Here is a 23776-nt window from a genome sequence, read left to right as displayed (position 1 = left end):
CGATGATTTGGGATGAGTTTTTGAGGCATTTTCGCTTCTGTGATGAGGAAGATAGCGGGCTATCTGACGAAGAACAGGAGCGAAAAAGACCAAAAAATCGCCCAAAGCACACACGAAAACGGATACATCAAGCCAAGAAAAACTTTTTGGAGAAATTCAAAACAGCTTCTAAGAGACAGTTCCTAAATCTTGCCCAGGTTTATTTTGTGAATTGTTTTCGAGGATGTTCCGCATTCCCCTATTGCTATACCATCATTGTGGGCATAATTATGGGGCGGAGGCAGCGGACATTGCTTGTCCTTTTCCGGGATAAGATTGTGCCGGCAAAGACAGTTAACTGCGTTGCCAGTCCCAGTACCAGTAGGACTGCAGTCCTACTGGTACTGGGACTGGGCAAGGACTGCAATGCATCTTATCATGCAGTTGATATATGCTGGAATAATGATTGGTCAGATGCAGACATTCTCATTTCTGGACATCCATACACCTTCCTCCACCCGACAAGCCACACCAGCATACACATACCGATTGCATCAAATTACACAGTCCAGCCTTGCACCTGTCCTGACCAACAAGAATTGACAACAGACTGTCTTCACACCTCCAAACCCCTCCTCTGAACCGCTTTTACCATTAGCCCAACATAGAGATTCTTAAATATTTGCCCGCTTGTCTACTTTTTTATGCAATTTTGCTTCCTGTTAATTAAAAATAAATACGTATCTTTGCCTCCAGTTTTCAGACTGGTCAGCAATGAAAAAACGGACAAAACCCACACTAATACTTTATGAATCCTTTATAGTGCCACCTATAAGGGCAGGAATGGTGTGTGCCTTTTCCGAGACCGGCCGTAATCGCACACGACAAGAGAATTATCATCAAATATAATTATATATATGTTTTTCACGTTTTTAGTTGTAGCTATCCTGACAGCCGTTGTGCTGGTGGTAGCGGCACTGACGATTTCAAACCTTATCGCGCCTCACACGTTCAACCCGCAAAAGGGTGAACCATATGAGTGCGGTATCCCGACCCGCGGACAGTCATGGGTACAGTTCAAGGCAGGCTATTACCTGTTTGCCATCTTGTTCCTGATGTTCGACATCGAGACCGTATTCCTCTTCCCGTGGGCGAATGTAGTGACTGAAATCGGTGCCTACGCATTAGTGTGTGTATCATTCTTCTTGTTAGTATTAATTTTGGGCTTGGCATACGCCTGGCGGAAAGGAGCGTTGGAATGGAAATAAAGAAACCGAAAATCCGCTCTATGCAGTATGATGAGTTCAAGAACAACGACTATCTGGAACGCATGGTCCAGCAGTTGAACGATGATGGTGCAGGTGTTATCCTGACCACTTTCGATGACCTGATCAACTGGGGACGAAGCAATTCTGTATGGGGATTGTTGCTGGGAACAAGCTGCTGCGCCATCGAATTCATGGCATTGGGTGCCGCACGTTACGACATGGCACGTTTCGGATTCGAGGTAACACGTAACTCCCCTCGCCAAGCCGATGTACTGGTGGTAATGGGTACCATCACCTATCGTACTGCTCCTGTAATGAAACGTCTGTACGATCAGATGGCAGAGCCCAAGTATGTAGTTGCCGTAGGCGGATGTACCATCTCAGGAGGTCCGTTCATCAAATCCTACAACGTAGTAAACGGTATCGACAAAGTAATTCCTGTCGACGTATACATTCCCGGCTGCCCTCCACGTCCTGAAGCCTTCTATTACGGTTTGATGCAATTGCAACGCAAAATGAAGGTAGAACGCTACCTGGGAGGTGTAAACCGCAAGACCGAAGCAAATGATGAGGTAAACGATAACGAAACAGAAAAGGCGAAAGGAGGTCAGGTATGAAACGTGACGACGTAATGAAGACAATACAAGGAGCAGAAGTGTGTCCGGGAAATGCCGGAGTCATCAAAGTGCCATTAAGCGATTTCCGTCACGTGGCAGAAGGATTGAGAAACGACCCGCAAAGCCCGATGGATTTCTTGCGCGACATTGTAGGCATGGACTGGGGTGAAGAAGGTCTGGGAGCCATCTACTTCATGGAATCGACCGTAACGGGCGATACCATAGCCATCCGCACCGCAACAACCGACCGCCAACAGCCGTTGCTTCCCACTGTAAGCGATTTATGGAAGACCGCCCTCATCAAAGAACGCGAGGTATACGACTTCTTCGGCATCCTGTTTACCGGCCATCCGGACATGCGCCGTCTTTTCTTGCGGGAAGACTGGATAGGCTGGCCGCTGCGCAAAGACTACGATATGAAATCAAACCCTTTGCGTTTGGACAATGAAATCAATGCGGATATTACCAAAGAATACCGTCTGCAACGCGACGGAACCCTGCAAGGCATTGACCACCGTGTGTTCGGTGAAGATGATTTTGTCGTAAGCATGGGTCCCCAACACCCGTCTACACACGGTGCATTACGTATGCGCATCGCGCTTGACGGAGAAGTGGTCAAGAAAGTCGATCCCGTATTGGGATACATCCACCGCGGCATCGAAAAGATGAACGAAAGCCTGACTTATCCGCAGACATTGGGCATGACCGACCGTCTGGACTATCTGAGTGCCCACCAAAGCCGCCACGCACTGTGTACATGTATCGAACAAGCTGCCGGCATCGAAATCTCGGAACGTGCACAATACATCCGCACCATCATGGACGAGCTTCAACGTATCGATTCTCACTTGCTGTTCTATTCTTGTCTGGTATTGGATATGGGTGCCATGACTCCGTTCTTCTACGGATTCCGTGAAAGAGAGATGATACTCGACATCTTCGAGGAAACTACAGGAGGACGTCTGATTCAGCACTATAACGTAATCGGCGGCGTGCAAGATGATATTCACCCCACTTTCTGCCAGAAAGTGAAAGATTTCATCAAGCATCTGCGTAAAGTCATCAAGGACTATCACGATATCTTTACCGGAAACGTCATTGCTGATACCCGTATGAAAGGCGTAGGTATCCTGACCAAAGAAGACGCTATCTCAATGGGATGCACCGGAGGTACAGGACGTGCTACAGGATGGGCAAACGATGTGCGCAAACGCCACCCGTATGCATTGTATGACAAGGTGGATTTCAAGCAAATCACTTACAACGAATGTGATACTTTCGCACGCTACATGGTACGTATGGACGAAATCATGGAATCATGCCGCATCATCGAACAACTGATAGACAACATTCCGGCAGGTGAATTCCGCGTAAAGACCAAACCGATTATCAAGTTGCCGGAAGGTATCTGGACATCGGCAGTAGAGGCAAGCCGTGGCGAATTTGGTGTCGTAATCGAAAGTCATGGTGACAAGACTCCTTACCGTATGCACTTCCGCTCGACAGGATTGCCACTGGTACAGGCGATGGACACACTTTGCCGTGGCTGGAAATTTGCCGACCTGATTGCCATCGGTGCTTCGGTAGACTTCGTTATCCCGGATATCGACCGATGAGAAAGAAGAAACAACGTTCGGCGCAAGCCTATTAAAAATTAAGAATAAACCAATATGAACCAAGCATTTTTAGATTACTATAACCTGCAACCGCTCTTGGCCGCCATCCACTCTTGGCTGTGCGGTATAATGCCGGAAGGTCTTGCCATTTTCCTGGAATGTGTCGTTGTGGGTGTTATTATTTTGGTATTATATGCCGTGCTTGCCATCATCCTTATTTATATGGAACGTAAGGTCTGCGCGGCTTTCCAGTGCCGTATCGGTCCCAACCGTGTAGGTGGCAAAGGAGGTCTGCTGCAAGTTCCTGCAGACGTTATCAAGATTCTGATCAAGGAAGTATTCAAGCTGAAGAATGCCGACCAGTTCCTATACGGTCTGGCTCCTTTCCTTGTTATTCTTGCCTCCATCTTGACGTTCTCCTGCCTGCCTTGGCACAATGGTGGAGAAATTCTGAGTATGAACATCGGCATCTTGTTTGTGCTGGCAGCCTCTTCCATCGGTATCCTGGGCATTTTGCTTGCCGGCTGGAGTAGTAACAGCAAATATACCCTTATCGGTGCCGTGCGAAGCGGTGCAATGCTCATCAGCTACGAAATCTCTATCGGAATCACGGTACTAACCATGGTGATGCTAAGTGGAACAATGGATATCCACGAAATCGTAATGAGTCAAGCCAACGGCTGGAACATTTTCAAGGGACATATCGTAGCCATCGTAGCATTCATCATCTATCTGATTGCAGGTAATGCCGAGGCAAACCGTGGCCCGTTCGACCTTGCCGAAGCAGAACAAGAACTGACAGCCGGATACCATACCGAATATTCGGGTATGCATTTCGGATTCTTTTACTTGGCAGAATACCTGAACCTGTTCATCACATCGGGAATCGCCACTACCCTCTTCCTGGGAGGATGGATGCCGTTACACATTGCCGGTCTTGACGGATTCAACGCTGTAATGGACTACATTCCGGGTATTGTATGGTTCTTGGGAAAAACGTTCTTCGTCGTATTCCTGCTGATGTGGCTGCGTTGGACTTACCCACGTCTGCGTATCGACCAAGTACTGACCTTGGAATGGAAATACATCATGCCGTTGTCATTGCTCGTCATGCTGGTGATGGCTGTATGCAAAGTTTATGGACTCGTTTTTTAATACAGAATTAACATGGAAAGTTTCAGCGACTATATAAAAGGATATGCTTCAGGCTTAAAAAGCTTGCTTATCGGCCTGCGCACTTCGATGAAAGTGTTTTTGGAACCGAAAATTACCGAGCAATATCCTGAAAACCGTCATACGACCCTGCACATCCCCGAACGCCACCGTGCCAAGCTGACGATGATTCACGATGAAGAGAACCATCATCACTGCATCGCGTGCGGACTGTGTCAGATGAATTGCCCGAACGGCACAATCAAACTCACGACAGAAACGCGTGAAGATGCCGACGGAAAGAAGAAAAAAGTATTGGTCAAATATGAGTACAATCTTGGCTCGTGCATGTTTTGCAACTTGTGTGTGAATGCCTGCCCTCATGGTGCCATTGAGTTCACCAACGATTTTGAAAACGCGGTGTTCGAGAAAGACAAGCTCGTCTTGACCCTTAACCACGAAGGTTCAACCCTCGCTAAATAATCAAAATAGAATATGGAAATACTATCATTTCAAAATATCGTATTCTTCGTAGTGGCACTCGCCATTGCAGTGTGCTCGGTACTTGCTGTAACCACAGGCAAACTGTTGCGTGCCGCTACCTACCTGCTGTTTGTTCTCTTCGGAACCGCGGCGATATTCTTTATGCTGGGCTACACGTTCTTGGGTGCTGTCCAGCTGATGGTGTATGCCGGAGGTATCATTGTATTGTATGTATTCTCTATCGCATTGACCCGTTCGGACAAAGACATGAAATACAAAGTAAGCAAAGCCAAGCTATTCAGCCTGCTCGCTACCACAGTAGTAGGTGCCGCATTGGTTCTCTTGCTGCTTTTCACCAATGGATTTGCCCTCAACACTATCCCGCTGGGAGAAGAACTTCCCTCACGCGAAGTTGGCTTGGCTCTTGTAGGAACGGATAAATATCAATTTGTATTACCTTTTGAGGTAGTCAGTGTCTTGCTGCTGGCATGTATGATTGGTGGCATCCTGATCGCACGAAAGGAAAAATAAACAGGAGGTTCAATTTATGGAAATACATGTAATACATTACTTGGTCATCAGTACCATCATGATGTTTTGTGGTATTTACGGATTCTTTACCCGCAAAAACCTGCTGGCACTGCTCATCTCCGTCGAGCTTATGCTGAATGCAACGAACATTAACTTTGCCGTATTCAACCGTTATCTTTTTCCAGGACAACTGGAAGGACATTTCTTCACGTTATTCGGTATTGCCATCGCAGCAGCTGAAACAGCCGTAGCGATAGCCATTATCATCAATGTGTACCGCAACGTGAAACAAGTCCTGACCGATGACATCACCGACATGAAAGGATAACTAAAACAATTATCGATTATGGAATATACAATACTGATACTCGCGCTGCCCGTTCTGAGTTTCCTGATATTGGGACTGACGGGTATGTACATGAAACATCGCGTAGCGGGGCTCATCGGCACATTGTCACTGACAGCTGTTACGATTCTGAGCTACCTCACCGCTTACGAATACTTCACGGCTCCACGCACGGCAGAAGGAGTTTTCCAGACGCTGATGCCTTGGAATATCCAATGGCTACCCTTCAACACCTCGCTGCACATTGACATGGGCATCTTGCTCGACCCGATTTCGGTAATGATGCTGGTTGTCATCTCGACGGTCAGTCTGATGGTTCATATCTACTCATTCGGTTACATGAAAGGAGAAGTGGGATTCCAGCGTTATTATGCATTCTTGTCGCTTTTCTCATTCTCTATGCTGGGATTGGTCCTTGCTACCAACATTTTCCAGATGTACGTGTTCTGGGAGTTAGTGGGTGTTTCTTCTTATTTGCTTATCGGATTCTATTATACGAAGCCAGAAGCCATTGCAGCAAGCAAAAAAGCATTCATCGTTACACGTTTTGCCGATTTGGGCTTCCTCATCGGTATTCTGCTTTACGGTTTCTACATGGGAACCTTTACTTTCACTCCCGAACAGGAACAGCTGATGAAATGCGGTATGGTACTGCCGTTAGCCCTCGGACTGATGTTCATTGGTGGTGCTGGTAAGAGTGCCATGTTCCCGTTGCACATCTGGTTGCCCGATGCCATGGAAGGTCCTACACCAGTCAGCGCCCTTATCCATGCTGCTACCATGGTGGTTGCCGGTGTTTACCTGGTAGCCCGCATGTTCCCATTGTTTATCGGTTATGCCCCCGAGACACTACATCTTGTAGCATACGTAGGTGCATTCACAGCTTTCTATGCGGCATCTGTCGCCTGTGTGCAAAGCGATATCAAGCGTGTGCTTGCCTTCTCAACCATTTCTCAAATTGGTTTCATGATGGTAGCACTGGGAGTTTGTACTTCTGCCGACCCGCATGAAGGCGGTTTGGGCTATATGGCTGGTATGTTCCACCTGTTCACTCACGCCATGTTCAAGGCTTTGTTGTTCCTGGGTGCCGGATGTATCATCCATGCCGTACATAGCAACGAAATGTCTACCATGGGCGGTTTGCGCAAGTATATGCCGATTACCCACATCACCTTCCTGATTGCCTGCCTGGCTATTGCAGGTATCCCTCCGTTCTCAGGTTTCTTCTCAAAAGATGAAATCTTGACCGCCTGCTTCCAGTTCAGTCCGGTAATCGGTTGGATTATGACGATTATCGCCGGCATGACAGCATTCTACATGTTCCGTCTGTACTACGGCATCTTCTGGGGAACAGAGAATAAGGAACTGCACGAACATCATACCCCGCACGAAAGTCCGCTGAGCATGACTTTCCCGCTGATGGTACTTGCAGCCATCACTATTGTTTGTGGTTGGATTCTTCCGTTCGGTCACTTTGTTTCAGCTAACGGTCATGCTTACGACATCCACCTGAATACCCAAGTGGCAGTAACCAGCATCGTGGTAGCCCTGATTGCTATCGCACTGGCTACATGGATGTATGCACGCGACAAGCAACCGGTTGCCGATATGCTGGCAAAACGTTTCCCGACGTTGCACCGTGCCGCTTACAAGCGTTTCTACATGGATGAAATCTGGTTGTTCGTAACCAAGAAAATCATTTTCCGCTGCATCTCTACTCCACTTGCCTGGTTCGACCGTCACGTTATCGACCAATTCATGAACTTCATGGCTTGGAGCACCAACGCGGCAGGTGAAGCAGCCCAGCCTATACAGAATGGTAAAATCCAGAGCTATACCATGTGGTTCCTGGGTGGAGTTATAGTATTAACCGTCATGTTATTAGTATTATGAATATATTAAGTCTTTTCGTATTAGTACCTCTGCTGATGCTGTTGGGTTTATGGATAGCCCGCAACCTGAATCAGGTAAGAGGAGTGATGGTAGCCGGATCCAGTATCCTGCTGGTTCTTGCCGCATACCTTACCGTTTCTTATATTGGACTTCGAAACGGGGGTGCAACCGAAGAAATGCTTTTTACCGATAGCATCAGCTGGTATGCCCCATTACACATTGCCTACTCAGTAGGTGTCGACGGTATTTCGGTAGTAATGTTGCTGCTGAGTGCCATCATCGTGTTCACCGGAACATTCGCTTCGTGGAAGCTGAAGCCGCTTACCAAAGAATATTTTATGTGGTTTACTTTATTAAGTACCGGTGTATTCGGATTCTTTATCTCTACCGACCTGTTCACTATGTTCATGTTCTACGAGGTGGCATTGATTCCGATGTACCTGCTTATCGGCGTATGGGGAAGCGGCCGCAAAGAATATTCTGCCATGAAGCTGACCTTGATGTTAATGGGTGGTTCGGCATTCCTGCTGATTGGTATTCTGGGTATCTTCTATGGTGCCGGAGCAGAAACCATGAACGTGATTGAAATCGCCAAACTGAAAATACCGACTGAATTCCAACAGGTATTCTTCCCAATGGTATTTTTGGGATTCGGTGTACTGGGAGCCCTCTTCCCATTCCATACATGGAGCCCTGACGGTCACGCTTCGGCACCGACCGCCGTATCTATGCTCCATGCCGGCGTATTGATGAAACTGGGAGGCTACGGATGCTTCCGTGTGGCAATGTACCTGATGCCTACCGGTATGGCATATTGGGGTGATTTCTTCTTGGTATTGACTACTATCTCGGTTGTTTACGGAGCATTCAGCGCCGTCGTACAGACCGACTTGAAATACATCAATGCCTACTCATCTGTAAGCCACTGCGGCTTGGTATTGTTTGCTTTGCTGATGGCTACCCGTGTCAGCTCGACAGGTGCTATCCTGCAGATGCTGAGCCACGGTTTGATGACAGCCTTGTTCTTTGCCCTCATCGGTATGATTTACGGACGCACACATACCCGTGACATCCGCCAGTTAAGCGGCTTGATGAAAATCATGCCCTTTTTGGCAGTAGGTTATGTGATTGCCGGTCTTGCCAATCTCGGTTTGCCGGGCTTAAGCGGATTTATTGCCGAAATGACCGTCTTTGTCGGTTCATTCCAGCATACAGACCTCTTCCACCGCACCTGTACCATCATCGCTACGATGAGTATCGTCATCACAGCAGTGTACATCCTGCGCGTTGTTGGAAAAATCCTGTATGGAACCTGCAAGAATCCGGAACACCTGAAACTGACAGACGCCACATGGGACGAACGCCTTGCCGTTATCTGCCTTATCGCAGCTGTTGCCGGACTTGGACTTGCTCCGTACTGGGTAAGTGACGTCATCAGCGGAAGTGTCGAACCTATCATTTCACAATTAATACATTAATCAAGACATTATGGATATAAGTGCAATATTTTCCGCCATGCAAGCAGAAATCAGTCTGGCAGTGATACTGATTATCATCTTGCTTGCCGACTTAATACTGAAACAGCCTAACCACAAGGCGTTACAGGGTTTGGCATGCGGACTTTTAGTAGTGCAAATCGCACTGAACATCATGCCGGTCACAGGCGAAGCTTTCGGAGGTATGTTCCGTACGACTCCGATGGCTTCCATCGTCAAGACCGTTCTCACTGTAGGCACCTTGCTGGTATTCATGCAGGCAGACTCATGGATTAATCGCGAAGACACCCGCCACAAATCCGGCGAATTTTATGTGCTTACACTCTCTACCCTGCTGGGTATGTACTATATGGTAAGTGCAGGCAGCTTCCTGCTTTTCTATGTAGGTTTGGAACTTGCCAGCATCCCGATGGCTTGCCTGATAGCCTTCGACAAATACCGGCATCATAGTGCAGAGGCAGGCACCAAGTTTATCTTGAACGCCATGTTCTCATCGGCATTGATGCTATATGGCCTATCGTTGGTTTATGGCACGTGCGGAACCATGTACTTCGATGACCTGCCTGCCTTGCTTACAGGCACTCCGCTGCAAATCATGGCAATGGTCTTCTTCTTCGCCGGTTTGGGCTTCAAGCTGAGTCTGGTACCGTTCCACATGTGGACACCCGATACCTACCAAGGTGCGCCAACTGCCATTACTGCATACCTGTCGGTTATATCGAAAGGTGCAGCAGCATTCGCTTTGATGAGCATTTTGGTCAAAGTATTCGGTCCCATGATTGATAACTGGAGCCTGATGCTGTCGGTAGTTATTGTTGTAACCATCACCATTGCCAACATCTTCGCTATCCTGCAGCACGATCTGAAACGCTTCATGGCATACAGTAGTATCTCACAGGCAGGTTACATTATGTTGGCTGTACTTGGAGCCGACGGACAAGGTATGGCTTCATTGGTTTACTATGTCATCGTGTACATCGTGGCAAATCTTGCCATTTTCGGTGTCATCACTACTGTAGAACAACACAACGGCGGACGTGTAGACCGCGATGCCTATAACGGCTTCTACAAAACCAACCCGCACCTGAGCTTCATCATGACACTGGCACTCTTCTCGCTAGGAGGTATTCCGCCGTTTGCCGGTTTCTTCTCGAAGTTCTTCGTGTTCGCTTCAGCTTTCCATGCCGGACACTGGCTGGTAGTATTCCTGGCATTGGTCAACACAATCATCTCATTGTATTACTACCTGCTCATCGTGAAAGCGATGTACATTACTCCGAACGACAACCCGCTGCCCACTTTCCGTAGCAGTGGTATGACACGTGCCTGTCTGGTTATCTGCCTGTTGGGTATCGTTCTACTGGGTATCTGCAGCTCAGTTTACAATGTATTGAACGAAATGGCGATGCTATAAATTAGAAAATTCAAATAGCCCAAAGAGCATATATATTTAAGCTCTGCAAATCAGGAAGAGGCAAGGAAACCAATGTGTTTACTTGCCTCTTTTCACACCTGAAAGACACAAGCAAACACAGATTTTTTGCTTATTGCTTATGTGCTTCTCTGTGTTGTCTGTGAATTCATGTGTCCTGTGACAACATCAACAAAAAGCATAAATCCATACCACACATTGTATAACAGCTGCGCATTCTCCCATCACAGCCAATTATACAGCAAAAACACAAGCGGTATAAAAGAAATTCACATTTTTCAAGAAAAAAAACGACTATTATTTTGTGAATATCAAAAAAAGCCTTACCTTTGCACCCGTTATCGAAAGAGGACGATACACAATCGGAATGTAGCGCAGTTGGTAGCGCACTACGTTCGGGACGTAGGGGTCGGGCGTTCGAGTCGCCTCATTCCGACATAAAGACGAAGATAGGAATAATTCTATCATCGTCTTTATTTTTTAGACACTTCATGAAGTCCCCTGCCGAAAGCCTGTGTATCAAAATCGTCATAATGGGACTACAAATCGGTCATTTTGCGCCTTTTTGTTTTTTAATACATTCATTTTTCGATATTTCTTTCTATTTTTGTATGGATAATATAAGAACCTTATCAAATTAATACCTTATAAAATGAAAGAAAGAATTTTAGTAACTGGCGGTACGGGCTACATAGGTTCGCATACCGTAGTAGAATTGCAAAACAACGGGTACGATGTAGTGATTGTGGATAACCTGTCAAACTCACGCGCCGATGTGGTGGACAACATTGAAAAAATAACTGGCATCCGCCCCGCTTTCGAACACGTAGACTGTCTGGACTATGCCGCACTGGAAAACGTATTCACGAAATATCCAGGCATAAAAGGAATTATTCACTTCGCTGCCAGCAAAGCCGTAGGCGAGTCTGTACAGAAACCTCTGCTATACTACCGCAACAATATCGTCTCGCTTATCAACCTGTTGGAACTAATGCCACGCCATGGCGTAGAAGGCATCATTTTCTCTTCATCATGCACTGTATACGGCCAACCGGACCATTTACCCGTTACCGAAGAGGCTCCTATCAAGAAAGCTGAATCCCCCTACGGAAATACCAAGCAAATCAATGAAGAAATCATCCGAGACACCATCGCTTCAGGATCACCCATACACGCCATCCTGCTACGCTACTTCAACCCGATTGGAGCTCATCCGACAGCACTTATCGGCGAACTACCCAACGGTGTACCGCAAAACCTCATCCCTTACCTGACCCAAACAGCTATCGGCATCCGCGAAAAACTTACTGTATTCGGTGATGACTATAACACACCGGATGGCTCGTGCATCCGCGATTACATCTACGTAGTAGACCTGGCAAAAGCACATGTCACAGCAATGCACCGTATTCTGGACGGCAAGCAGAAAGACACAGTAGAGGTATTCAACATCGGTACTGGAAAAGGCGTTTCTGTATTGGAATTGATTCACGCTTTTGAAGCTTCGACAAGTGTAAAACTGAACTACCAGATAGGCAAACGGCGCGCAGGAGATATCGAACAAGTATGGGCAGACCCGACATACGCCAACAACGAACTAGGCTGGAAGGCAGAAACTTCACTGGAAGACACACTGCGCTCGGCATGGGAATGGCAACTGAAACTGCGTGAAAACGGAATCCAGTAAAAAATTATCCACCAATAAATCCTTGTAAATGTAATAGGGGCAGGAAAAGACCTGCCCTATTACATTATAAGCCGGAAACATGTATCTCTGCAGACTGGCTGCCGCTCTTAAACCCAATAACGCATTGCAATCGCATACAGATTTCCGAATAGAAAATTTACAATTTGCTTTTCAGTTACCTAAGCAGCATTGACTTAGAAGCTGTTTTGAATTTATCGTGCGATGATTTGGGATGAGTTTTTGAGGCATTTTCGCTTCTGTGATGAGGAAGATAGCGGGCTATCTGACGAAGAACAGGAGCGAAAAGGACCAAAAAATCGCCCAAAGCACACACGAAAAAGGATACATCAAGCCAAGAAAAACTTTTTGGAGAAATTCAAAACAGCTTCTTACAATTTTACCGTCAGTTTCTTGCCAGTATAGTTTACTGTCTTTTCCTTGCCATCGGGAGTACGCACGATAAACTTACGGCTTTCCAGCATACCTGGGTATGACCCTTTACGTGCACCGATAGTCAGACGACGGGAAGCCTCATCCCATGTCATCGGGATTTCGGTATAAGCACCTTTTTCGTAATTGTAATTGTCAAACTCGTCTTCATAAAGCGTGAAATCTCCATCGGCACCGGGATAGACACAAAGCGTCAATACATCCCACGGTTTTTCTGTAGCATATTGTACATCAGGTCCCAGCGGCACAATGCTACCTGCCTTGATATAAAGCGGAATGAGGTCGAGAGTAGTCTCACGTGCAAACTCTTGTCCTCCGTCCAGTTTTTCGTTAGTCCAGAAATCATACCATACCGTACCTTCGGGCAGATAGACAGGAGCTGATTTCTTCTGAGTAAAGTCGAAGGTACCCGTTTCATCTCCAGCCTTTCCAGCATTGTCACGGTTCCATCCACTTTGTTCATCGACTTTCAACACCGTTTCGGGAGTATACTGTGCTTCGAGTACCGGTGCCACGAGGAATGCCTTGCCGAACATATATTCATCATTCATGTCCCACACCTGTTTGTCTGCAGGAAAATCCATTACAAGCGCACGCATGAACGTAGACTGACGATGGCTGACCTCCCAAGAAGTAGAATAAATATAAGGCAACAACGTATAACGCAAACGAATCATTTTCTCGATGGCATCATACACCAGTTCACCTTTTTTCCCGAACTGATAAATTTCACGAGGTGCATCTGCACCGTGCGAACGCATCATCGGTGTAAAGGTACCGAACTGCATCCAGCGCACAAAAAGTTCCTGATAAAGCGGATTCTTGGGAGCCGTCCCGTCATTCCAGCTCTTATTATATTGTCCGGCAAAGAAGCCACCGATATCATTGTTCCAGTGTGGCATACCGCAAAGCGAGAAGTTCAGTCCTGCCGGCACCTGTTTACGCAAGTTTTCCCAAGAAGAACCCACATCGCCCGACCATACATTGGCGCCGTAGCGTTGCTGGCCTACAAATCCAGAACGTGTAAGTATAAACACGCGCTTATCTGAGGTTGTGGCACGCTGATGATCGTAAACACCTCCCACGCACATTAATGGATAGGCGTTGCGCACTTTACGGAAAGTACCCAGATAGGTCTTCTGGTCAAGGTCGCCCGGCTTAAAGTCCAGATGGTCCGGATCGGTAGAGTCCATCCACCAAGCATCCATGCCATACTTGAAAATACCATCGTTCAAATATTTCCAATAAATGTCACGAGCTTCAGGCGAATAAGCATCATATACCTTTACTCCCGACGGATATTCAGGATCGGGCGGCCAACCTTCGGTACCTGATGCAGGCCAAGTCTTGAAATCATAAAGCAAATCTTTGGAAGCCAGCTCCCGATAAGGCTTCGTAGCAGGACCGAACGAAGACCAGATAGAAATGGCCATATGAGCGTTCATGCCGTGCACATCGTCAAGCATTTTCTGCGGGTCGGGGAAAAGCGGGTTGGTAAAGTCCATGGCATTCCACAAATAATTGTGTCCCCAATACTGCCAGTCCTGAATGATACCGTCCAAGGGTACACCCAGTTCACGATACTTGCCCACAACTCCTACTACCTCATCCTGGCTTTTATAACGTTCCTTGCTTTGCCAGAAACCGTAAGTCCATAAAGGAAACATCGGAACCTGGCCGGTGAGCTCACGCATGTCGGCAATCACTCCATCCGCATTTCCGCCATACATAAAATAATAATCAACGCACGTTCCTACCTCGAAATCGAAAGAAGTTCCATCGGCATTGTCGGTAAAAGTAACAGGAGAATAATTATCCCAATACAGTCCATAGCCTTTAACCGACTGGAAGAACGGACTGGAGTCTTCCAGATTGCTTTGAATAAGATATTTCTGCTGGTTACGCTGGCTCATTTTGCCCGTCTGAAGCTGTCCCAACCCATAGATTGCCTCGTCTTTATCCAGCCGGAATGCCTGACAGACACGGTAGTATCCCTTATCGGCTCCCTCCTGATAAGGTTTGAAAGAAGGTTCTCCCTGCTCTGTCAACAAGGCATTACCTTGCAAATCGGCAAAGCTCAAGGTGCCTTCCTGCTTATCAAGCGTGACCGTGACGGCGGCACTTTTCAATATTACGGCATCATCCGTCTCGTTTACCTTAAACTTTATATCTTCGGTGGGAGAAAGAACCACTGCAAGACTCTTCTCCTCCGGCATTGTTGCCTGCGGATATTTCACCACACGCACAATGGAGGGAGTATAAAACTGCACCTCACAGCTAAACTTCTCACCCGGCACCTCCAGCTTTACGCCATGTGCCGTCCGGCTCACCTCTTGAGCCACAGATAACCCTGAACTGCACAGCAACAGGGCTAACCCTACAAATCGGAATGTTTTCATAATTACATTTTAGATATTAGATGTTTGTCAATTGGTTTACAAAGGTAACGGATTTCGACTGTTACGAAGATGCACACACGTTGCAAGAAACTATACAAATGTTGAAATCGGGCTGTTTTTCAATGTTTTTCTTTCCGTTGAGCATATTGTGAAGGACGAACGCCGAACTCTTCCTGAAAACACTTGCTCAGATAACTTGACGTACTGAACCCTACCATATCCGCCACTTCAGCCACTGTATAGCCCTTGTCAAGCAAGCACGCCGCCTGCTTTAAGCGTACCGATCGGATAAAGCCGGTAGGTGTCTTTCCCACCAAGGAAGTCAATTTACGATAAAGCCCTGTACGGTCCATCCCCATATCGCGGCTCCAAGCTTCCACTGAATAACCCGGATTATCCAGATTGGACTCTACACATTGCAAAGCCTTACGCACAAAAGCTTCATCTGCCGCAGTAAGCAAAGGACCTGCTTCCTTTTGCGACTGGACAGCCCTCGGATGAAGCTTGCGTTCTTCCTGCAAGACCAGCAAATGCCGCATATCCATCAACAAGGATTCCAGATCTATCGATTTTTCATCGGCTGGCAAAGGAAGCAATACCCCCTCTGCCAACTGGTCTATCAGTTTTTTCATTTCCTCTGCTTCCTGCCTCACTCCCTGAAGCTGTTGGCGGACCTCTCCTTCACCCAACGATACAAGCACACTGTCCAGGGGAGAAAGTATCCTGTCTACGGGTTCTTGCAGTTCGCTATGGATATTCTTCAAAAACACGCCTTTCATCTCATCCAGTTTTTCTTTCTGTTCACGCACCAGGCTACGACGCTTACGCCGTGCATAACTTACAGCCAGTAACCATGTCAAACCTACTCCCAAACAAACATACAATCCGTAAGCATAAGGCGTACGCCAAAAAGGAGGTCTTATTATTACACCAAATTCGGCATAACGTCCTGTCCATGGTTCGCCTCCCCGTGTTGCCTGTACCTTAAATCGATAACTGCCCGGAGGCAAGTCTGTATAAGTGACATAACCACGGCCGTCTGATGAACACATTTCCTGCTCTTCGGCATCTATCCCCACCAAAATATAACGGTAATGCGTCTGTGTAGGATTGACATAGTTCAGTGCTGAAAACTCCAGTGAGAAAAAATTCTGGTCATAAGCCAAAGCCACTTCCCCTGAAGAAGGCAAAGGGTGCTTTTGCCCGAACAAACTGAATCCTACAAACACAGGCACAAACGGAGAAGGTGCGGCCACAGAATGAGAGGCACCCATCACATTGAATCCATTAATGCCACCCCAATACAGCGTACCATCGGAAGTCCGGAAAACCGAACGCGGACAAAACTCGTTTCCGATAATCCCATCGTCTTGATTAAAGTTAACAAATACATAACGCCAAGTCCCGTCATCTGCCGGACGTACAGTCAGACAAGACAGACCGTTAGCTGTGGAAACCCATAATGTGGAATCGGAAGTCTCGATAATAGACTGTACTGCATTATTTACCAAACCATCGGTCGTATAAAACGTACGCCTCCTGCCTGTTGAAGGATTCCAAAGCACCAGTCCGTCTTCCTGTCCAATCCATACATCCCCTCTGCCATCTACACAAAGTGCGTTACAAGGATGCAAAGATGGAATATAAGATAACACACGCCCTTGACGGTTACGTACAAACAGACCCTCTATCGTAATCCCCACCAACGAATCCTTACCTAATGGCATCTCCTGTAAAATCGCCGGACCACCTTGCACCAGACTTCCCAATTCTTTTTTCAGGATAGGAATATCCATCTTCTTTAAAGGAGATACAGCATCTGCAGGATCATACCGGAACATTCCTTCGGTGGTCTCTACCAATATCTGCCGATTATCTGTTTCATGAAAACCCGTCACCTGCAAGGCCTCATCACCGGGAACAGGAAACAACGTACGTCCCACGTTCCGGAAACGGAAACGTGCCGGGTGATAATACAATACCCCCCGGTTCAGAGTACCTACCCATAACCCGCCTTGGGCATCGTTGTAAACCGTACTGACTTCGGTCTCAATCCTTCTTCCGTCGACCAGTTTCAAGACAGGTATGTAATGCTTCTCCTGTAAATCAGCTCCAATAAACCATAATCCTTCCCGACAACTCAACCAAATATTACCTTCACAATCCAAGGCAATATAGTTCAGCCAATAATCGGCACGAAGCACTTCAGTCCACATCTGGCGACGGCAATCGTAATAAAGCAATGCTCCTCCATGCACGCCGTTGCACAGCTGGTACAGTCCTCCCGCAGATGCCAGCATATACGAAGTGTTTCCATACCAGCCTTCTGACAAGACCTCTCCCAACGACCGACGACATACTTCATCTCGCGTATGCAAGTCATAACACAACAGAATTCCCGAACGGTAAAACAGATAAAGGTGGTCGTCCACTACTTCTAAATCATAAAGCACATCTTTTTGTCCGCACGTCAAAGCAGACACGTGCAACAAAAACGGTTCCGCCTGCAATGCTTGCCCTGCGACACGCATCAGACAATCGGACTCAGTAAGCAGCCAGAAGTTTTTTTCCGTATCCATAAAAAAATCTTTCAACGGCTCCCGTATTCCCCATTTTCCAAACAAACTGTCAGGATGCTCCAACATCTGTCCAGTCCTGCCGTCTACCACCATCAAAACCTGCTGGTTTTTCATCCATACCCGTCCTGCTGCATCGGTATACGAATGATGAAAACCGGCATAATCCGAAAGGCGGCAGATATGACGGGCATCGTAGTGCAAATAATCGAAGCCCGTCCCGTCGTACAGGTTAAATTGCCCCGCCGTAGTAATCATCATACGTCCATCCTGCAGCTGGGTAATGTTCCGCACCTGATTGCCCGACAAACCTTGAGTAGCATCAACAGGCGAAAACACCACAAAAGGGCTTTCGGCAAAAGCCTTTCCTGCCATCAGCCCCACACATGCGAATAATATACGTATAATAAAGAATAAATACTTCATACACTCTTTCAGTCTTCTCTCAACGGTTTTCACAAAGGTACGTTTTTCTTCACCCATTTCCAAGTCTCCTGCTCCTGCATTCTTGATTTATCGCAAGATTTCAGGGCTAAACGCCCGATTCTTCCCATCGGAAAAGAACAATGTTTCCGGCTTTCGGCTAACTTTGCACCCCGGTAATTAGTACAATCTTGTATGGCACAATCAAAAGAGATGACTTCGGGGCGTTCCCTGCCGTTGATATTCAACTTCACCCTGCCCCTTCTGCTGGGCAACCTGCTTCAGCAAACCTACTCACTGGTAGATGCCGCCATCGTGGGCAAATTCTTAGGCATCAATGCTTTGGCATCGGTAGGAGCCAGCACTTCGGTGGTATTCCTGATACTGGGGTTCTGCAACGGATGCTGCGGAGGCTTCGCTATCCCCGTGGCACAGAAGTTCGGTGCAAGAGATTATGTCACGATGCGCCGTTACGTATCTGTAAGCCTGAAAATAGCCGGAGTCATGTCGGTGGCGATAACCGTCATTACCAGTTTGCTTTGCGCCTTCATCCTACGAAGCATGCAAACTCCTGAAAATATCTTCGAAGGAGCTTATCAATACCTGCTCATCACATTCATCGGTATTCCGTGCACATTCTTCTACAACCTGCTTTCGAGTGTTATCCGGGCTTTGGGAGACAGCAAGACCCCTTTCTGGTTCCTGCTTCTTTCTACCGTATTAAACATATTCCTCGACCTGTTCTGCATTTTGGTATTGGGCTGGGGAGTGGCAGGAGCTTCAATAGCTACGGTAGTATCTCAAGGCGTATCCGCACTCTTATGCTACCTTTATATGAACCGTAAGTTCGAGATATTGCGCACCACAGCTTCCGACCGCCGATTCCGTCCCGAACTTGCCAAGCAACTTTTGTCTATCGGTGTACCGATGGGACTTCAATTCTCCATTACCGCCATTGGCAGTATCATGCTGCAAAGTGCCAACAATGCATTAGGCACGGCGTGCGTTGCGGCATTTACGGCTGCGATGCGTATTAAAATGGTATTTATGTGCGCCCTCGACAGTTTAGGCATGGCGATGGCTACCTATAGCGGACAAAACTACGGAGCAGGCAAACCCGACCGTATCTGGCAAGGAATCAAGTCGGCAGTAGGCATGATGATGATTTACATTATAGCAGTAAACATCATCATCTGGGGTTGGGCAGATAAGATAGCCCTTCTGTTTGTCGACCCAAACGAAACGGAAATCATTAAAGATACGGCTCTCTTTGTCCATATCAACGTTTCTTTCTTCCCCTTGCTCGGATTGCTGAGTGTTCTTCGCTACAGCATTCAGGGAGCCGGCTATACCAAACTCGCCATGTTTTCGGGTGTATCCGAAATGATAGCCCGTGTGTTGGTCAGCCTCATCGTAGTTCCGGCATTCGGATTCTTAGGTGTATGTTTCGGCGACCCTACCGCATGGCTCTTCGCCTGCCTCTTCCTGATTCCTGCCTTCTCGTATGTTTACCGGCGGCTGAATCTCATCGTAGCGAAAGAGAGAAATTAATTTTTTCACCACAGATTACGCAGATTAAGAAGCTGTTTTGAATTTCTCCAAAAAGTTTTTCTTGGCTTGATGTATCTGTTTTCGTGCGTGCTTTGGGCGATTTTTTGGTCCTTTCCGCTCCTGTTCTTCGTCAGATAGCCCGCTATCTTCCTCATCACAAAAGCGAAAATGCCTCAAAAACTCATCCCAAATCATCGCACGATAAATTCAAAACAGCTTCTAAATCAACTATCACGATGAACCATTCATATCACATTGATTGATTTAATCTGCGTAATCTGTGGTGAACTTCAAATTTGGTCACTTTTACATTTTTCGCTATCTTTGCGCACAAAACGCTGTAATCAAGTAAACTATATGAAGAATATCCGAAATTTCTGCATCATCGCCCATATTGACCATGGGAAATCCACACTTGCCGACCGCTTGCTGGAATACACCCAGACTATCAAAATCACCGAAGGGCAGATGCTCGACGACATGGACCTGGAACGGGAACGCGGCATCACCATCAAGAGCCACGCTATCCAGATGGAATACACCTACGGAGGCGAAAAATACATTCTCAACCTCATCGATACCCCAGGGCACGTAGACTTCTCATACGAAGTGTCACGCTCCATCGCTGCGTGTGAAGGAGCCTTACTGGTAGTGGATGCCTCGCAAGGAGTACAGGCACAGACTATCTCAAACCTCTACATGGCACTGGAACACGACCTGGAAATCATCCCCGTAATGAACAAATGCGACATGGACAGCGCTATGCCCGAAGAGGTAGAAGACGAAATCATCGACCTGCTGGGATGCAAGCGTGAGGAAATCATCCGTGCTTCGGGAAAGACCGGTATGGGCGTGGAAGAAATACTGAAAGCAGTTGTCGAACGGATACCTTGTCCGCAAGGTGATGAAAACGCACCACTCCAAGCATTGATTTTCGACTCTGTCTTTAACTCGTTCCGCGGCATCATCGCCTATTTTAAAGTAGAAAACGGCATCATCCACACCGGCGACAAAGTAAAATTCTTCAATACAGGAAAAGAATACGATGCCGATGAAGTAGGCGTACTGAAAATGGATTTAGTACCACGCAAAGAACTGCGAACAGGTGATGTAGGCTACATCATCTCGGGCATCAAGACTTCACGTGAGGTTAAGGTGGGCGATACCATCACCCACATCGACCGCCCATGCGAGAAAGCCATTGAAGGCTTCGAAGAAGTAAAGCCGATGGTATTTGCCGGTGTTTACCCTATCGAGGCGGAAGATTATGAAAACCTGCGTTCCTCACTGGAAAAACTCCAGCTGAATGATGCCTCGCTCACTTTTCAACCCGAATCGTCTCTCGCACTTGGTTTTGGCTTCCGATGCGGATTTCTGGGCTTGCTCCACATGGAAATTGTACAGGAACGGTTAGACCGCGAGTTCAATATGAACGTCATCACCACCGTGCCCAACGTATCATATATGGTATACGACAAGCAAGGAGGCGTACAAGAAGTGCATAACCCCGGCGGTATGCCCGACCCGACACTTATCGACCACATCGAAGAGCCCTACATCGATGCCTCCATCATCACCACGACCGACTATATCGGTTCTATCATGACGCTCTGTTTGGGCAAGCGTGGCGAACTGGTGCGCCAAGACTATATTTCGGGCAATCGCGTGGAACTGCATTACAAGATGCCACTGGGCGAAATCGTCATCGACTTCTACGATAAACTGAAAAGTCTTTCAAAAGGATATGCCTCGTTCGATTATCATGCGGCAGGATTCCGCCCCTCAAAACTGGTGAAGCTGGACATCCTGCTCAATGGCGAACCGGTAGATGCGCTCTCTACCCTCACCCACGTAGACAATGCATACGAACTGGGACGCCGTATGTGCGAAAAACTAAAAGAACTCATTCCACGCCAACAGTTCGAAATAGCTATCCAGGCAGCTATCGGCTCAAAAATCATTGCCCGCGAAACCATCAAGGCTGTACGTAAGGATGTAACGGCAAAATGTTATGGAGGCGACGTGAGCCGCAAACGCAAATTACTTGAAAAGCAAAAGCGCGGAAAGAAACGTATGAAACAAATCGGCACAGTGGAAGTACCGCAAAAAGCTTTTCTGGCAGTGCTGAAACTGGATTAAACAAGCAGGCCGAACGCAAAGATACAATATGAATGTCCGCATTCCTCCCCAATCATTATACCATCATTTTGGGCATAATCATTGGGGATGGCCGCTGCGGACATTACTTGTTCTTTTTCCGGACAAGACTGTATCGGCAAAGAAAGATACAGTCCTCGCATAATCCTAATCTACCAGGACTGCAGTCGTAGTAGATATAGGACTGGAGTACTGGTTATATAGGACAACAGTCCTGACAGCATAGGACTGGGACAGGACTGCAATTCATCTTGCCACGCAGTTGATAAGTAGATGTTGAGAATTAGTTTATATAATGTGTCTGCTCAGAAACACAGATTAACACAGATTTTCGCGGATTCTTTTAATTTACTATTTTCCGATTTACGAAGTACGATTTAAAGCTCAAATAGTAGATAGCAAATTGTCAAATCGTAAATTACAATAATCTGCGCTAATCCGCGAAAATCTGTGTTTCTGGCAATATCATTTAATTTTGCACACTTACTTATATGCTAGAAACTGTTTTGAATTTCTCCAAAAAGTTTTTCTTGTCTTGATGTATTCGTTTTCAGAACAGTTTCTTAGAACTTACAGAATCTGAAGAGCTATCTGTGCACATGCCTCAGCGTCAGCCAGCGCATGATGATGTTTAGTCAAGTCGTATCCACAACAAGCCGCTACAGTCTGCAACTGATGGTTAGGCAACTGCTTGCCAAAAACACGCCGCGAAGCACGGCATGTACAATAAAAGGTATAATCGGGATAATCCATTCCATATGTGCGGAACACTGCCTTTAGGCACCTCTCATCGAAAGGACTGTTGTGAGCCACTAAAGGCAAATCCCCTATAAGCCGGGCTATTTCCGCCCATACCTCCGGAAAGAGCTGCGCATGGGCTGTATCTTGGGAGGTCAATCCATGCACGCGCGTATTCCAATATGCATAATAATCAGGACACGGACGTATCAAACGGTAGAGCTTGCCGACTATCTTTCCTTCACGTACCACTACCACCCCGACACTACATACACTGGATGGACATTCATTGGCTGTTTCGAAATCGATGGCAGCAAAATCTTTCATAGAATGAATATCAAGAAAAAAATAAAGGATTAATTTAAATGGAAGTGGGCGTTGACGGATTCGAACCGCCGACCCTCTGCTTGTAAGGCAGATGCTCTGAACCAGCTGAGCTAAACGCCCGAAGGGGGAAATTTGACTAATATAGCTTTGGTGAAGTGGGCGTTGACGGATTCGAACCGCCGACCCTCTGCTTGTAAGGCAGATGCTCTGAACCAGCTGAGCTAAACGCCCCAAAGCTTCATGAAAACGAGAGTATTTCGAGTGGGCGTTGACGGATTCGAACCGCCGACCCTCTGCTTGTAAGGCAGATGCTCTGAACCAGCTGAGCTAAACGCCCGAAGGTCTCGTTCTCATTTGCGGTTGCAAAGGTACAGCTTATTTTTGAATCTGCAAACTTTTGAGCATTTTTTTTCAAAAAAAATCAAATCCGACAAATCCGACAAGCTTCATCAATACATAGATCAGTAGATTTGTTTTTAATGAATTCCGCATTTTGCCTAATTGGCTATAGGGACGTTTGCGGAATTCAATTGTTTTTTTAGAAGCTGTTTTGAATTTATCGTGCGATGATTTGGGATGAGTTTTTGAGGCATTTTCGCTTCTGTGATGAGGAAGATAGCGGGCTATCTGACGAAGAACAGGAGCGAAAAAGACC

20 protein-coding genes and 4 tRNA genes are annotated in these 23776 nt (G+C 46.9%); 16 read left to right on the top strand and 8 right to left on the bottom strand.

Annotation, left to right across the window (positions count from 1 at the left end):
• The first annotated feature begins 2 nt into the window (after window positions 1–2).
• The 14 genes from B5F25_RS21575 to B5F25_RS05850 all read left to right on the top strand — a co-directional run bounded on the left by B5F25_RS21575 (window position 3) and on the right by B5F25_RS05850 (window position 12923).
• Window positions 3–620, top strand: coding sequence for a hypothetical protein (locus B5F25_RS21575; protein ID WP_162614360.1), 618 nt, complete (start codon window positions 3–5; stop codon window positions 618–620).
• A 276-nt stretch (window positions 621–896) separates the two neighbouring features.
• A complete protein-coding gene (locus tag B5F25_RS05910; RefSeq protein WP_022039683.1) occupies window positions 897–1247 on the top strand; it encodes an NADH-quinone oxidoreductase subunit A in 351 nt (116 codons plus the stop codon).
• The gene (locus tag B5F25_RS05905; protein WP_087210640.1) at window positions 1238–1864 is read left to right on the top strand and encodes an NADH-quinone oxidoreductase subunit B; all 627 of its coding nucleotides are present in this window, start codon (window positions 1238–1240) and stop codon (window positions 1862–1864) included. The genes B5F25_RS05910 and B5F25_RS05905 overlap by 10 nt, the downstream gene beginning before the upstream one ends.
• Window positions 1861–3480: an NADH-quinone oxidoreductase subunit C gene (locus tag B5F25_RS05900; protein WP_022039681.1), complete on the top strand. Its 1620-nt coding sequence runs from the start codon at window positions 1861–1863 to the stop codon at window positions 3478–3480. Before B5F25_RS05905 ends, B5F25_RS05900 begins: the two co-directional genes overlap by 4 nt.
• Window positions 3481–3609: 129 nt before the next feature.
• On the top strand, window positions 3610–4635 hold the full coding sequence (gene nuoH, locus B5F25_RS05895; protein ID WP_191764353.1) for an NADH-quinone oxidoreductase subunit NuoH: 1026 nt from the start codon (window positions 3610–3612) through the stop codon (window positions 4633–4635).
• Between the two features lie 12 nt (window positions 4636–4647).
• Complete coding sequence (locus B5F25_RS05890) at window positions 4648–5115, top strand: 4Fe-4S binding protein (RefSeq protein ID WP_022039679.1); 468 nt, start codon at window positions 4648–4650, stop codon at window positions 5113–5115.
• 12 nt (window positions 5116–5127) lie between these two features.
• Window positions 5128–5646 carry an NADH-quinone oxidoreductase subunit J gene (locus tag B5F25_RS05885; RefSeq protein WP_022039678.1) on the top strand — a complete coding sequence of 173 codons (519 nt, stop codon included), beginning with the start codon at window positions 5128–5130 and terminating at the stop codon, window positions 5644–5646.
• A 16-nt stretch (window positions 5647–5662) separates the two neighbouring features.
• Window positions 5663–5974, top strand: coding sequence for an NADH-quinone oxidoreductase subunit NuoK (gene nuoK, locus B5F25_RS05880; protein WP_022039677.1), 312 nt, complete (start codon window positions 5663–5665; stop codon window positions 5972–5974).
• An 18-nt stretch (window positions 5975–5992) separates the two neighbouring features.
• Window positions 5993–7885, top strand: coding sequence for an NADH-quinone oxidoreductase subunit L (nuoL, locus tag B5F25_RS05875; RefSeq protein ID WP_022039676.1), 1893 nt, complete (start codon window positions 5993–5995; stop codon window positions 7883–7885).
• On the top strand, window positions 7882–9363 hold the full coding sequence (locus B5F25_RS05870; protein WP_087210630.1) for an NADH-quinone oxidoreductase subunit M: 1482 nt from the start codon (window positions 7882–7884) through the stop codon (window positions 9361–9363). Before nuoL ends, B5F25_RS05870 begins: the two co-directional genes overlap by 4 nt.
• Window positions 9364–9373: 10 nt before the next feature.
• Entirely contained in the window at window positions 9374–10795 is a 1422-nt protein-coding gene (locus tag B5F25_RS05865; protein WP_022039674.1) for an NADH-quinone oxidoreductase subunit N, read from the top strand.
• 381 nt (window positions 10796–11176) lie between these two features.
• Window positions 11177–11249 (top strand) — tRNA-Pro (locus B5F25_RS05860).
• Window positions 11250–11465: 216 nt separating this feature from the next.
• A complete protein-coding gene (gene galE, locus B5F25_RS05855; protein WP_087248222.1) occupies window positions 11466–12500 on the top strand; it encodes a UDP-glucose 4-epimerase GalE in 1035 nt (344 codons plus the stop codon).
• 222 nt (window positions 12501–12722) lie between these two features.
• Window positions 12723–12923 (top strand): hypothetical protein, encoded by a 201-nt coding sequence (locus B5F25_RS05850; RefSeq protein ID WP_158100023.1) that lies wholly within the window; start codon window positions 12723–12725, stop codon window positions 12921–12923.
• On the opposite strand, the gene B5F25_RS05845 is transcribed toward B5F25_RS05850, so the two are convergent.
• Entirely contained in the window at window positions 12890–15349 is a 2460-nt protein-coding gene (locus tag B5F25_RS05845) for a TIM-barrel domain-containing protein (RefSeq protein ID WP_087248218.1), read from the bottom strand. The genes B5F25_RS05850 and B5F25_RS05845 overlap by 34 nt on opposite strands.
• A 119-nt stretch (window positions 15350–15468) precedes the next feature.
• On the bottom strand, window positions 15469–18384 hold the full coding sequence (locus B5F25_RS05840) for a helix-turn-helix domain-containing protein (RefSeq protein WP_239414015.1): 2916 nt from the start codon (window positions 18382–18384) through the stop codon (window positions 15469–15471).
• A gap of 159 nt (window positions 18385–18543) precedes the next feature.
• Here B5F25_RS05840 and B5F25_RS05835 point away from each other — a divergent pair, with 159 nt between their 5' ends.
• Entirely contained in the window at window positions 18544–19899 is a 1356-nt protein-coding gene (locus tag B5F25_RS05835) for an MATE family efflux transporter (protein ID WP_087248216.1), read from the top strand.
• Window positions 19900–19923: 24 nt separating this feature from the next.
• Here the strand turns inward: B5F25_RS05835 and B5F25_RS21570 are convergent, their stop codons facing one another.
• A complete protein-coding gene (locus B5F25_RS21570; RefSeq protein WP_158100024.1) occupies window positions 19924–20094 on the bottom strand; it encodes a hypothetical protein in 171 nt (56 codons plus the stop codon).
• A 162-nt stretch (window positions 20095–20256) separates the two neighbouring features.
• On the opposite strand from B5F25_RS21570, the gene lepA reads away from it, so the two are divergent.
• The gene (gene lepA / locus B5F25_RS05830; RefSeq protein ID WP_087248214.1) at window positions 20257–22038 is read left to right on the top strand and encodes a translation elongation factor 4; all 1782 of its coding nucleotides are present in this window, start codon (window positions 20257–20259) and stop codon (window positions 22036–22038) included.
• Window positions 22039–22626: 588 nt separating this feature from the next.
• Here the strand turns inward: lepA and B5F25_RS05825 are convergent.
• The 5 genes from B5F25_RS05825 to B5F25_RS22210 all read right to left on the bottom strand — a co-directional run.
• Window positions 22627–23121 (bottom strand): 3'-5' exonuclease, encoded by a 495-nt coding sequence (locus tag B5F25_RS05825; protein ID WP_087213452.1) that lies wholly within the window; start codon window positions 23119–23121, stop codon window positions 22627–22629.
• A gap of 45 nt (window positions 23122–23166) precedes the next feature.
• Window positions 23167–23241 (bottom strand) — tRNA-Val (locus tag B5F25_RS05820).
• A 36-nt stretch (window positions 23242–23277) separates the two neighbouring features.
• Window positions 23278–23352: transfer RNA gene (locus tag B5F25_RS05815), tRNA-Val, on the bottom strand.
• A gap of 31 nt (window positions 23353–23383) precedes the next feature.
• Window positions 23384–23458: transfer RNA gene (locus tag B5F25_RS05810), tRNA-Val, on the bottom strand.
• Between the two features lie 74 nt (window positions 23459–23532).
• Window positions 23533–23776, bottom strand: a 244-nt coding sequence (locus tag B5F25_RS22210; protein ID WP_206423529.1) for a hypothetical protein, incomplete at its 5' end; no start/stop codon positions are given.

The organism is Bacteroides sp. An19 (genome assembly GCF_002160215.1).
In the GTDB taxonomy this organism is placed as follows: domain Bacteria; phylum Bacteroidota; class Bacteroidia; order Bacteroidales; family Bacteroidaceae; genus Phocaeicola; species Phocaeicola intestinalis.
Note: the sequence above shows the minus strand (reverse complement) of the source record. Positions and strands in the feature narration are given on the sequence as shown.

Coding starts and splice junctions, on each gene's coding strand:
- B5F25_RS21575 (WP_162614360.1), top strand. CDS start 3: ATGATTTGGGATGAGTTTTTGAGGCATTTTCGCTTCTGTGATGAGGAA.
- B5F25_RS05910 (WP_022039683.1), top strand. CDS start 897: ATGTTTTTCACGTTTTTAGTTGTAGCTATCCTGACAGCCGTTGTGCTG.
- B5F25_RS05905 (WP_087210640.1), top strand. CDS start 1,238: ATGGAAATAAAGAAACCGAAAATCCGCTCTATGCAGTATGATGAGTTC.
- B5F25_RS05900 (WP_022039681.1), top strand. CDS start 1,861: ATGAAACGTGACGACGTAATGAAGACAATACAAGGAGCAGAAGTGTGT.
- nuoH (WP_191764353.1), top strand. CDS start 3,610: ATGCCGGAAGGTCTTGCCATTTTCCTGGAATGTGTCGTTGTGGGTGTT.
- B5F25_RS05890 (WP_022039679.1), top strand. CDS start 4,648: ATGGAAAGTTTCAGCGACTATATAAAAGGATATGCTTCAGGCTTAAAA.
- B5F25_RS05885 (WP_022039678.1), top strand. CDS start 5,128: ATGGAAATACTATCATTTCAAAATATCGTATTCTTCGTAGTGGCACTC.
- nuoK (WP_022039677.1), top strand. CDS start 5,663: ATGGAAATACATGTAATACATTACTTGGTCATCAGTACCATCATGATG.
- nuoL (WP_022039676.1), top strand. CDS start 5,993: ATGGAATATACAATACTGATACTCGCGCTGCCCGTTCTGAGTTTCCTG.
- B5F25_RS05870 (WP_087210630.1), top strand. CDS start 7,882: ATGAATATATTAAGTCTTTTCGTATTAGTACCTCTGCTGATGCTGTTG.
- B5F25_RS05865 (WP_022039674.1), top strand. CDS start 9,374: ATGGATATAAGTGCAATATTTTCCGCCATGCAAGCAGAAATCAGTCTG.
- galE (WP_087248222.1), top strand. CDS start 11,466: ATGAAAGAAAGAATTTTAGTAACTGGCGGTACGGGCTACATAGGTTCG.
- B5F25_RS05850 (WP_158100023.1), top strand. CDS start 12,723: ATGATTTGGGATGAGTTTTTGAGGCATTTTCGCTTCTGTGATGAGGAA.
- B5F25_RS05845 (WP_087248218.1), bottom strand. CDS start 15,349: ATGAAAACATTCCGATTTGTAGGGTTAGCCCTGTTGCTGTGCAGTTCA.
- B5F25_RS05835 (WP_087248216.1), top strand. CDS start 18,544: ATGGCACAATCAAAAGAGATGACTTCGGGGCGTTCCCTGCCGTTGATA.
- B5F25_RS21570 (WP_158100024.1), bottom strand. CDS start 20,094: ATGATTTGGGATGAGTTTTTGAGGCATTTTCGCTTTTGTGATGAGGAA.
- lepA (WP_087248214.1), top strand. CDS start 20,257: ATGAAGAATATCCGAAATTTCTGCATCATCGCCCATATTGACCATGGG.
- B5F25_RS05825 (WP_087213452.1), bottom strand. CDS start 23,121: ATGAAAGATTTTGCTGCCATCGATTTCGAAACAGCCAATGAATGTCCA.